7 protein-coding genes, 2 tRNA genes and 1 pseudogene are annotated in these 11,029 nt (G+C 61.0%); 5 read left to right on the top strand and 5 right to left on the bottom strand.

What is annotated here, in order from left to right; genetic code table 11:
• Positions 1 to 89: 89 nt before the first annotated feature.
• Together OKB81_RS16630 and OKB81_RS16625 are read right to left on the bottom strand one after the other, a co-directional pair.
• Positions 90 to 938, bottom strand: a complete 849-nt coding sequence (locus OKB81_RS16630; RefSeq protein WP_042017306.1) for a tetratricopeptide repeat protein — start codon at positions 936 to 938, stop codon at positions 90 to 92.
• Positions 935 to 1,657 (bottom strand): 4'-phosphopantetheinyl transferase family protein, encoded by a 723-nt coding sequence (locus OKB81_RS16625; RefSeq protein ID WP_160837890.1) that lies wholly within the window; start codon positions 1,655 to 1,657, stop codon positions 935 to 937. The genes OKB81_RS16630 and OKB81_RS16625 overlap by 4 nt, the downstream gene beginning before the upstream one ends.
• Positions 1,658 to 1,933: 276 nt before the next feature.
• Between OKB81_RS16625 and OKB81_RS16620 the strand changes: the two genes are divergently transcribed.
• The 3 genes from OKB81_RS16620 to OKB81_RS16610 all read left to right on the top strand — a co-directional run bounded on the left by OKB81_RS16620 (position 1,934) and on the right by OKB81_RS16610 (position 4,483).
• The gene (locus OKB81_RS16620; protein ID WP_039039319.1) at positions 1,934 to 2,422 is read left to right on the top strand and encodes a C40 family peptidase; all 489 of its coding nucleotides are present in this window, start codon (positions 1,934 to 1,936) and stop codon (positions 2,420 to 2,422) included.
• A gap of 151 nt (positions 2,423 to 2,573) precedes the next feature.
• Positions 2,574 to 3,521: a 23S rRNA (adenine(1618)-N(6))-methyltransferase RlmF gene (rlmF, locus tag OKB81_RS16615; protein ID WP_160837892.1), complete on the top strand. Its 948-nt coding sequence runs from the start codon at positions 2,574 to 2,576 to the stop codon at positions 3,519 to 3,521.
• 236 nt (positions 3,522 to 3,757) lie between these two features.
• A complete protein-coding gene (locus tag OKB81_RS16610) occupies positions 3,758 to 4,483 on the top strand; it encodes a MaoC family dehydratase (protein ID WP_010673529.1) in 726 nt (241 codons plus the stop codon).
• Between the two features lie 63 nt (positions 4,484 to 4,546).
• Here the strand turns inward: OKB81_RS16610 and OKB81_RS16605 are convergent, their stop codons facing one another.
• Both OKB81_RS16605 and OKB81_RS16600 read right to left on the bottom strand, forming a co-directional pair.
• Positions 4,547 to 5,539, bottom strand: coding sequence for a DUF481 domain-containing protein (locus tag OKB81_RS16605; protein ID WP_442866122.1), 993 nt, complete (start codon positions 5,537 to 5,539; stop codon positions 4,547 to 4,549).
• A 13-nt stretch (positions 5,540 to 5,552) separates the two neighbouring features.
• Entirely contained in the window at positions 5,553 to 6,470 is a 918-nt protein-coding gene (locus OKB81_RS16600; RefSeq protein ID WP_049636696.1) for a L,D-transpeptidase family protein, read from the bottom strand.
• Positions 6,471 to 6,810: 340 nt separating this feature from the next.
• On the opposite strand from OKB81_RS16600, the gene OKB81_RS16595 reads away from it, so the two are divergent.
• Positions 6,811 to 6,900, top strand: a tRNA-Ser gene (locus OKB81_RS16595).
• 368 nt (positions 6,901 to 7,268) lie between these two features.
• Here OKB81_RS16595 and OKB81_RS16590 read toward each other — a convergent pair.
• Positions 7,269 to 10,705 (bottom strand): annotated as a pseudogene (locus OKB81_RS16590) (response regulator).
• Between the two features lie 249 nt (positions 10,706 to 10,954).
• Between OKB81_RS16590 and OKB81_RS16585 the strand changes: the two are divergent.
• Positions 10,955 to 11,027 (top strand) — tRNA-Gly (locus OKB81_RS16585).
• Positions 11,028 to 11,029 lie beyond the last annotated feature (2 nt).

Raw genomic sequence — 11,029 nt, 5'->3', positions numbered from 1 at the left:
CCGATGTGGAGCGGGTGATGTCACTTTGTAGCCGAGATTGGATAAAACTGACCTAATGTTTAATCCGATTGGTATGATTTTCCTGTCGCTCAATAGAGCAGGCTGTAGAGCTTGCGACGATAACTCTGCGCCGCCGGGTGTGCGCCCATGGTTGCCAGCACATCGAGATAGATCTTCTTGGCATCGCCAAAGGCGAGATCACGTTTGAGGATGGTGAACAACAGAGCCAACGCCTCCTCCTGTCTACCAACCTGGCTGTAGAGCACCGCCAGCTCCTGAGCGAGGGCATGGTCATCAGACTGTTCAGCGTGGCGCAGCTCCAGGGCGCGCAGCTCAGGACTGTCGCTGGCCTGCAGCGCCAGCGAGAGGCGGGAGCTCAGGGTCTGGTAATGGTCATCCTGTGCCACCATGGGGATGGTCGAAAGCAGGCTCTGCGCCTCGTCAAGGAGATTGAGATCCAGCGCGGCCTGTATCAGCCAGAGCGTGATGTCGTGACGCTCGGGGGCGAGGCGATGGGCCTGGCCAAGATGGGTGTGCGCCACATCGGCTTGCCCGTTCTCCAGCGCCTGCTTTGCCTGATCGAGCAGCAACTCCTCCTCTTTGGGGGCAAAGGCGGCGAAATACTGGCGCAATGTGGCTTCATCCTGCGGCCCTTCCAGAATGGCCTGTTCATCCGGGCGCCCCTGATGGAACAGCACCAGCGCGGGCAGTGCGCGCAGGGCAAGCTGGCTGGCCAGAGGCTGCAACTGGGGGTCGTTCATGTCGACTTTGGCAAGGGTCACCGCCGCATTGGCCGGGCCGACCAGCGCTTCCACCTGCGGGGTCATGGCCTGGCACTCCGGCATCTGGGGGGCGTGGAAATAGATGACGACCGGCTTTTTCATGGACGCATCGAGCAATTCTGCGTGGAAGTTCTGGGGAGTGATGTCGACGATCATGAGGCTGACTCTCGAAAAATGGTGTGGATCAACATGGGGTCCAGCGGGGTGGAATTCAAGCGTGCGTCCAGCAGATGGGCATCGACCCGGCGGGCCGGGGCAGCCAGGCTGAGCCATCCGCTGCCCGTGGGCCAGTCACGGATTTCATAGTGGCGATTGTCGAGATGATTATTGAGCTGCCATGCCTGCTCCGGAAGGAAGCAGATCTTGTCGAGCCCGGCGGAAATACCATCGCCATGCGCCTTGAGCACAGCTTCCTTGCGAGACCATAGCCGATAGAAGGCCGAATGTTGCTCCTCTCGGGGCTGGGCGCTCAACCATTGGTATTCGCTTGGCGCATAGAAGCGTTTGGCCAGCGGCAGTATGGGGCGGTGACGCACTCCCATCTCGATGTCCACCCCAAGGGGGCCCTCCTCACAGAGGGCGATCACCAGCCACTCTCCGCTGTGGCTGAGGTTGAACTGCCAGCGATGACTGAGCAGTGTCGGTTTGCCATGCACACCGATACCAAAAGTCAGGGCATCGGCCCGGCAATGGAGTCGCTCGGCCAGCAGGCGGCGCAGCAGCACCCGGCCGAGCAGGTACTCATGCTGGCGACCCGCCTGGTGGATCTCGTGCCAGTGACGGCGTTCATCCGGGGCGAGTTCGGATGCCAGCCTGATCACCAGGTCTGCATCAACGCTTGCCGTATTTAACAAATAGAGATCCGCAGATAGCATAATATTTCACTTAAAAATGGGGGTGAAATAGTGATAACAGTCCGTTTGATGCGCTCAAAACCGATGCTTTCAAGATTGTATATTGTTTGGGCATGATCACATAAATTGCGCTAAACAGAGCATTTCCTTGCAAAAATGTGAGGTCGATTGGGATTTTCGCTTGCCTCGATAGAATTCTTGGATATAGTCGGGTGCTGTTGCCTTATAAATTGCCCTTTCGGGCTGCATTTTAACAAGTTTCACTCTTTTTGCGGGGATAAAGGATTGCGCCACCTGATGCTACTGCTGGTCGCGCTCGGAATGGTGGGTTGTGCATCGGCACCCCAACCCGAGGTCGCGAGCAAGATCGAGGTTTCCATGATGGAACCCGTGATTGAACCCGAAGTTTCACCAACCCCTGACGTCAACGAAATCCTGACCGTATACAAAGAGTGGCGCGGCGTTCCTTACCGGATGGGAGGCAGCAGCCAGCGAGGCATCGATTGCTCCGCCTTCGCCCGTGAAGTGTTCCGCAATGCCGTCGGCATCGAATTACCCCGTGATACCCGCTCCCAGGTCCATGAAGGCACCCGGGTTTCCAAACAGGATCTGGTCGAAGGAGACTTGGTCTTCTTCAAGATCAACCGCCGCCTCAATCACGTGGGCATCTATGTCGGCAATGGCGAATTCATTCATGCCTCCACCCGCGCCGGGGTGACACGCTCCAAGCTCGACAGCAGTTACTGGCGCAGCAAATTCTGGCAGGCACGCCGGATAGACATCTGAGTCAGGCTGGACAAACGGCTCGCAGTACGGACTGTTTTTCCAACCTCACTTGAACCGGGCCCTCAGGGCCCGGTTTTTTTATGACCCTCGTTTAGACTTTCCCTGGTCGACTCTCTATAGTGTGGCCCCCTTGATCCTCGGCAGGTCCAGCATGACACCCCAGCAGAAAACCGGATTGCACCCGCGCAATCGCCATCAGGCACCCTACGACTTCGACGCGCTCTGCCAGCGTACCCCGGCGTTGACGCCTTTCGTGTTCACCAACGAGCACGGCACCCGAACCCTGGACTTTGCCGATCCGGCCGCCGTCAAGACGCTCAACCGGGCATTGCTGGCACTGCACTATGGCATTGCGCATTGGGATCTGCCCCCCGGCTATCTCTGCCCGCCCATTCCGGGCCGGGTAGACTACCTGCATCGAGCCGCGGATCTGCTGGCCGAGAGCGCGGGATGCGTACCGACGGGCAAGCAGGTTCGAGTGCTGGATGTCGGTGTCGGGGCCAACTGCATCTATCCCTTGCTGGGCGTCCGGGAGTATGGCTGGCGCTTCGTGGGCTCAGACATCGATCCTGTGTCGGTGAAGGCGGCGACCCTGCTGGCCACCAGCAATGGATTGGGCAACCAGATCACATGCCGTCATCAGGGTAACCCCAAGCATGTCTTTCGCGGGATCCTGGGGCCGAAGGAGCACTTTGCCCTGACTCTGTGCAACCCGCCGTTTCATGCTTCTCTGGCGGAAGCGAGCAAGGGGACGGAGCGAAAGCTGCGCAACCTGGGCAAGGGCCAGGCAGTGGCCGGGGCGCCCGTGCTCAATTTCGGCGGCCAGAAGGCCGAGCTCTGGTGCGAGGGGGGCGAGGCGGCGTTTCTGGCGGCCATGATAGAGCAGAGCAAGGAGTTTGCCAGCCAATGCCTCTGGTTCAGCTCGCTGGTGTCGAAAAAGGAAAACCTGCCTGCCGCACGAAAGGCGCTGGCTCGGGTGGGGGCGCAGGATGTCAGGGTGATCGACATGGCGCAAGGCAACAAGGTGAGCCGGATCCTCGCCTGGAGTTTCCTGGACGATGGGCAGCGCAAGACCTGGTGGACCGCCCAGGGGAGATGATCGAGGACGGGGCTCAGTGGCGACACGGGCCCTGTCTCTTTTTCAGATCAGATGTTGATTCGTTTGCAGCCTTCCATTCAATCGTTTTCCTGCCCGTGTTTGCTCGCATGTTAGTGACCACTCTCGCGCCTGGTACAGGTGTACGCCGAGATTTTTTTGTACTTGCTGATGAAACTTTCATAAAATAGGACTGGTTAGACCTCTTTACAGGCTTTGAATCGAATAGGGATCGGTAAATGAAAGTTGTCGATTTTCTGAAGCACAAGCGCGAAATTCTGGCGCAACACCCCTTTGAGCTCAAGGATTGGCTCTCTCCGGCGATCCGCGACTACTGGCGTGAGTTTCAGCAAAAGGCACACCTTCACCCCTTGCTGGGAAGAGTGCTGGATCTGCAGGGGGAGTCACAGGATGCCCGCCAGCAAGAGGCTGCCAGAGTCACCCAGGTCGCGAATGGCCAGCCTGCCCTGGCGCAGGATCCCGTGGTGGAGCTCGAAGGCGAAGCAGCGGCACTCTATGCCGAGTTGCAGACCCGCATCGGTGAAGAGACCCATGTAGGTGAGTGGTTGCAGGTCACCCAGGCGTTGATCAACCAGTTCGCGACCGTGACCGGCGATCATCAGTGGATCCACACCGATCCCGAGCGTGCGGCAGCCGAGTCTCCCTTCAAGACCACCATTGCCCACGGCTTCCTGACTCTGGCCCTGCTGCCCCAGTTGACCGGTTCGGTGGACGAGAGCACGCCGGAGTTCCCGACCGCTCGCATGGTGGTGAATTTCGGTCTGGAACAGGTCCGCTTCCCTTATCCTATCAAGGTGGACAGCAACATCCGCGCCCGGACCAAGCTGTCGCGTGTCACGCCCATCAAGGGAGGCATCGAGCTCCTCAAGGAGATCAAGATAGAGATCGAGGGGATCCGTCGCCCTGGCTGCGTCATCGAGTCGGTCACCCGGATCTATTTCTGACGCGCTCGTCTTGCGTCCATGAACACAGGCCCACTTCGGTGGGCCTGTGCCGTTTCTGGCGGGTTAAAAACTCGCCCCCAGGGTGATGAGGTGACGCCACTCCTTCTCGCTCACATCCATGTTCAGGCCATGGTAGTCGAGCCAGGCATCGTCCCAATCCAGCTCGCTTGACCAGGAGAGACGCAAATGATCGCTGAAGTAATACCTGAGGCCCAGGCTGCCGCTGACGGACTGCTTTCTGGTCAGATAGGGGGATGGTTGGTCGACGAACCTTTCATAACTGCCCTTGCCAAACAGCTCGAACTTCTCTTCCCAGAGGGTCCAGGGCTGCCGGTAGTCCCAACCCAGGCTGACGAAGGGGTAATTGATGATCCTGTCGTCAAACAGGTCTGAGTTGCTCCACACCTCCGGCCTGAAATAGGCCCGCTCCAGGCCGAGCTGGCTGATGATCTCCAGCCGGCGTTGTCTGTCATTCCAGAAGCGGTAGCCGGGACCGGAGGCATAGTCAATCTCCAGATAGCCTACCTCGATCATGTTGTAATCGATGTCGACGGAAGATCGCAGGAACCAGTGATCGTCGAAGAAGAAGTCGAGCTTGGGTTTGAGCTTGTACTCGTGGCTGTCGGTGATGTTGTTCGCCGTTTCGTAGATGTACTCGCCATCCAGGCTGTAACGCCAGTCCAGATTGGCAAACTCGGTGGAGACCTTGAGATTGACGTTGTTGGTCTTCTTGGTGTTCTCCTTGAGCTTGATGTTGAGATCCCCGTTCCCCGTCAGCAGCCAGGCATTGGCCTCATCAGGAGAGTCCAGCAGGGGGATCCCCGTCTTGGTGAGCGGCTTGGGTTTCTCCTGCTTGTCCAGACGCCAGCGTTTGATGGCGTGGCGCGGGACCGTCATGGCCTGGCTGTAGGCGGGCTTGATACGGATCTGCTCGTCCGTGATCTCCTCTATGGTCCCGCTCAGACGATCGCCGTTGCGCATCCAGAGGATGTCCGCCATCGCCGCGGAGCCAGGCAGCAGAAACAACAGGCAAACCACATGACTGATTCTGTTCATGGTGGTCAGGCCTTCAGCCGCTCACGGGCTTGGGCAGCCCGCTCTTGTGCTCGAGCAGGGCGGTCACCCGGGCACTGTCGATGTCGGGGGCAGCGATGAACTGCTCGGCTTCGGGGGAGAGCACCAGCGGCGCCCCCTGTGCCATCTCCGCTTCGGTGCGGGAGAGGGGAGAGTGTACCTCCAGCCAGCGACGACCGTCAGGTTCCACCGCCATCTTGACCGGCTGGTTGATGACCCGGACCGGGGTGCCGACGGGAACAAGACCAAACAGGGTTTCGATGTCATCCGGGCGCAGCCGGATACAACCCGCGCTGACTCGCAGGCCGACCCCGAAATCCTTGTTGGTGCCGTGGATGAGGTAGTCCTTGTTGCCATAGCCAAGACGCATGGCGAACTTGCCGAGGGGGTTGTCGGGGCCGGGGGGGACCACGGCGGGCAGATCGATCCCCTTCTGCTCCAGCCAGGACTTGCGGACCATGGGGCCGGGCACCCAGGTCGGGTTGGGATTTTTCGCGATGACGGTGGTGGTCATCTCCGGCGTCTCGCGGCCGATGTCACCGATCCCGATGGGCAGCACCATCACCTCCTGCTTGCCCTTGGGGAAGTAGTAGAGGCGAAGTTCAGGCAGGTTGATGACGATGCCTTCTCGCGGCACGTCGGGCAGCAGCATCTGGGTCGGCAGAGTGAGCCGGGTGCCCGGGGTGGGCAGATAGGGGTCTACGCCGGGATTGGCTTCGAGCAGTGCCAGAAAGCCTGTCCGAGTATGCTTGCCGACCAGTTCCAGATGATCGCCAGGCTGTACGATGTAATCTTCCAGGGCGCCGATGAGACGGCTGTCCGCTGGCGGCAGGGGATAGGTGTTGGACCAGACAGGTGCGGCCCAGAGGCTGGCGGCGGCCAGCAGCAGTGAGACGATACGAGTGTTGAGCATGGTTGTTCCTATCGGCTGGGGCGAGGGACGGGTTCCCTTCCAAAAAATGAGCAGAGATTGTCAACGAATCCCGCGGGGATTACCAGTCCGGCACCATGACTGCCGGGAGGGCGGTGGCGAGCGCGTCACAGGGTGTCACTGGCCCATCAGGCTCGCCGTATTCGCCCACCCGGAACCGGGTACAGGGTGGAGACAGTGAGCGAGGAGGCGCTGCCGGGTGAAAGTCACTAGTGTTGTGAGGGGCGGGATCGCCGGATGGCGGTTTTATCGCCAGTCGTCTGATCTGCAACGAGATTTACATTGATTTCCCGGCTAGGGTTGGGTCAATATGAGTGCCCGTGGAGAGATGCCGGAGTGGCCGAACGGGATTGACTCGAAATCAATTGTGGCAGCAATGCCACCCAGGGTTCGAATCCCTGTCTCTCCGCCATTTATTCCCCTCAAGCCCGCGCCCGTCGCGGGTTTGTCATTTCTACTGTCCATCCCCCGGCTCAGCCATCTCCCAATGTCTTTTCCGATTTGAGGCCTGTGGTCACGGGGTAGCGAAGTCTTACCCCATTCTCTCGAATGTCCATTCACCTGATTAGCCACTTGCCGGCCCAGACAGGTCTCCCGGGGTCATCACCAACATGGTGATGGGGCATGGGCCCGCACCTGCAGGGTCATCTGGCCTCAGCCATCGCGATCCCCCTGATAGGCGCAGAAAGCCTGCGAGTAGATGTGTCCAGAGCTCGATATTGGTGCTTGGTTTTCTATCCCGCAGCCATCATCAGAGCAACGTGGCTGCGGGTTGGAGACTCATGCCTTGCGGCTGGCGAGCTGGCGAAGGCGCTGGGTGCTCTGGTGCAGACTCTGGTGCTGCACCTCGTTCAGGGCGCAGTGCTTGAGCACGTACTCGGCGCTGGCCACCACCGTCTTCCAGCGCGGTGCCTTGGGCAGGGTGTCGAGGTTCAGGTACTTGTCGAGGGTGCGGGTCTGGGGACTGGAGCGGTCCATGTAGACCCGCCACAGCTTGCTCTTCTCCGCCAGCACTATCTTGCCCTTGCCGGTGCTCTGCTGCCAGGTCTCCAGGGTGAGACGCATGGTGTCCACCAGGGCGCGGCGCAGAGGTTCGTCATCCTGCTGGCGAATGAGATCGTCGGCCAGCGACCTGAACTCCCCTCCCAGCCGGCTCAGTTCCCCCAGCAACTGGCCATCCTCGATGATGGCCTGGCGAGAGAGGCTCTTGAGGGCGTTCTCCAGTGCAGCCATGCGATTGTCGTCCTGGCGCGGTTCTGTGCCAAGGGTCAGCGTATAGGCGTGCTGCCCCCCCAGGTTGATGGGCAGGGCGCGGGCGTTGAGGGTGTCTCGCTGGCCCGCCACCAGGAAGTCCAGCTCCCGCTCCGGCTGCGCGGTCATGTCGGGCCACTGGCTTGCCAGCGGGGCGGCCAGCCACTCGTCCAGCATCTGCCCCTCCATGGCTTCCGGCTCCTGACCCAGCAGGCGCGCCAGGGCCCGGGAGGCAAACAGCACCCCTCCTTGCTCATCGAGGAAGACCATGGGGTCGGCCCCCTCGCCAAGCAGGGCGAGGAGCCGCTCCTGATCCTGGTGCAGTTGCTCCTGGAGCAGCAGACGGTGCTCTATCTCCTGTTTGAGCAGGCGGTTCTCCACCAGGGAGGCGCGCCCGGCGCTGGCCTCCAGCAGGGCCCTCACCCGGGCGAACAGCTCCTCCTTGCAGAAGGGTTTCACCAGATAGTCGTTGGCCCCGGCGTTGAAACCCTCTTCAATCTCCTTGGGCTGGTTGAGGGCGGTGAGCAGCAGCACCGGCAGCTTCTCCTTGGGGTGCTGCTGGCGCAGACGGCGGCAGACGTCGAAGCCCGAGAGGGTGGGCATCATCACATCAAGCAGGATGAGATCCACCGGCTCCTGAGCCAGCTTGGTCAGGGCGTCGTGGCCGTCGCTGCTGGGCAGGATGCGATAACCGCAGGGCTGCAGCAGGTGGCGCAGTATGTGCAAATTGATGGGCTCGTCATCCACCACCAGGATGACGGGGGCATCTTGCGGCGGGGGCGGCAGATCTTCGTTCTCCCAGTCCGGCAGGATGACGGGTTGCTGGCGCACCAGCTGGTGCTCTATCTGGCGGCTGTCGAGGGTCAGGCTGCCCGCCTTGCCGCTGGCCAGCGGCAGGGTGAAGGCGAAGGTGGAGCCGACGCTCGGCTCGCTCTCCACGAACAGCTCCCCCCCATCAGGTGCACCAGCTGGCGGGTGATGGAGAGACCGAGGCCCGCTCCCTGCTTGCTCACTTCCGGGCTCATCTGCACCAGGGGCTCGAAGATGTGCTCCAGGTGGTCCCTGGCGATGCCGATGCCGGTGTCGGTCACCTTGATGCGCAGGAAGTTGCCCTCCACCAGGGCGCTCAGCACCACCTTGCCCTGGGGGGTGTACTTGATGGCGTTGCCCACCAGGTTGTAGAGCACCTGCTCGAGGCGCTGCTCGTCCGCCAGCACAGGGGGCAGCTCGGCGGGGCTCTTGTCCACCAGGGTGAGGGGCTTGGCCTGCACGAGGTGCTGGCAGAGATCCAGCACCAGCCGGATGACCCCCTTGGAGGAGACCGGCTGGGGGTGGATCTCCAGCTGGCCGTAGCGCATCTGGTGGTAGTCGAGCAAGTCGTCCACGAGGCGCGCCAGACCGTCGGCGCTCTTGATGATGAGGCCGAGCTGTTTCTGCTGCCCTTCGGTCAGGTCCTGCTGGCTGGCGAGCATGGACTCGGCCATCCCCTTGATGCCGTGGATGGGGGGGCGCAGCTCGTGGGAGGTGTTGGCCAGGAGTTCGTCTTTGAGCTTGTCCGCCTGTTGCAGGCTGAGGTTCTGCTTGTGGGTCAGCTTGACCTGCTGTTGCAGCTCCTGGGTCTGGCGTTCGATGAGCTCGATCTTGTCCTTCACCGAGCGCTGCATGTGGCGAAACGCCTGGGCCAGCCGGTCGATGTCATCGTCGGTGCGGGGGATGGTGATGGGGTGATCCAGGGCGCCGTCCGCCACCTGTTCGGCGGCGGCGGTGAGGGATCGCAGGGGCGCCGTGATGGAGTGGGAGAGCCAGCGGGAGAAGAGGATCAGCAGCAGCAGTGAGCCTGCCCCCAGCAGGATCACCAGGGTCTCGAGCTGGCGGATGGGGGCATAGGCCTCGCTGGTGGAGATCTCGGCGATGAAGGCCCACTCGGTATCGAACACCTTCACCTGGGTATAGGCGGCCAGCACCTCGTCATCGTGGTAGGAGAGGAAGGGGCCGACCCCTTGCTCCCCGGAGAGGGCCTTGATGATGAGGGGGGTCTGCAGCGGTCGGAAGTCGGGGCTGAAGCTGTTCTCCACGCTGAATTCGGGGGCGAGCCAGGCGTTGGCGCGCATCCGCTTGTCCGGGCCGATGAGAATGGTCTCGCCGGCTGCGCCGAGCCCCTCCCGCTCCGCCATGATCTGGTTGAGCTTGTCCGGCAGCAGCTCGAAGATGACCACGCCGCGCACATAGTCGTACTGCATCACGGGGGCGGCGAGGTAGGCGACCACCTGGCCGGTCAGCTCGTTGCGGCCAAAATCGGTGAACTCGAAGATCTGCTGGGGCTTCTGGCCGCCATCGAGGCGGCGCTTGATCTTGGCGAAGGTGTTGCCAAGACCGCTGGACTGGTAGGGGCCCGAGAGCAGGTTGGTGGCGAAGTTGGCCTGCTTGGTGACCGAGTAGACCACGTCACCGTTGAGGTCGACCAGGAAGATGTCGCTGTAGTTGGATTTGCGCACCATGTCGGCGTAGCCGCGATGGAAGCGCTGGTGGACGCGGCCATACATCTCGTCCGCCAGGATGAGGGCACTGATGGAGGGCTCTATCTCCACCTGACTGTCAGGCTGTTGCAGCTTGTCCCAGGAGCCCGGCACATAGCGGGCCTGGGCGCGGGCGCGGGCCTCCTGCGGCGTGGTGCCGAGCTTCTCGAAGGCGCCGGTGAAACCGTAGAAGCGACCGATACTGTTGCCGGCAAAGTCCTGCTGGGAGAAGTTGATGATCTGCTCCTTGAGGTTGCCGAAGTAGTCTTGCAGCTGGTTTTTCTTGATGTTGCGCACCGAGACCAGATGGTTGGAGGTCTGGGTGGTGAGATCCTTGCCGTGGCTATAGAGGAAAAACAGGGTGACGACCAGGAAGGGCACCAGGCCCAACATGAAAAAAGCCAGCATCAGCTGCGGTCTGAGCCCCCGAGGCCTGAAGTTCCATTTCATCGCATGATTTTCAATTGAGAATCCAGTTACTAAGCGCGATGAGTTTCTGACTAAAGGCTAACTATTTCAATGGCTTTATCTTAAATTCGCTCGTCGGGTCACAGGGAGCGGGGGGATTTTCGACCAAGGCGTCTAAAGGGTGAGCAAACAGCACGGGAAAGGGCTCAAAGTGAGAAAAAAGGGTTGTGCCCGGGCTCGGGGTACGTATAATGCGCCTCGTTGTCAGGCAACTGGCACGCAAGCAGTCATGCGGGAATAGCTCAGTTGGTAGAGCACGACCTTGCCAAGGTCGGGGTCGCGAGTTCGAGTCTCGTTTCCCGCTCC

The organism is Aeromonas sp. QDB56, from assembly GCF_027705505.1.
GTDB lineage: Bacteria > Pseudomonadota > Gammaproteobacteria > Enterobacterales > Aeromonadaceae > Aeromonas > Aeromonas caviae.
This window is presented reverse-complemented; position numbering and strand designations above follow the sequence as displayed.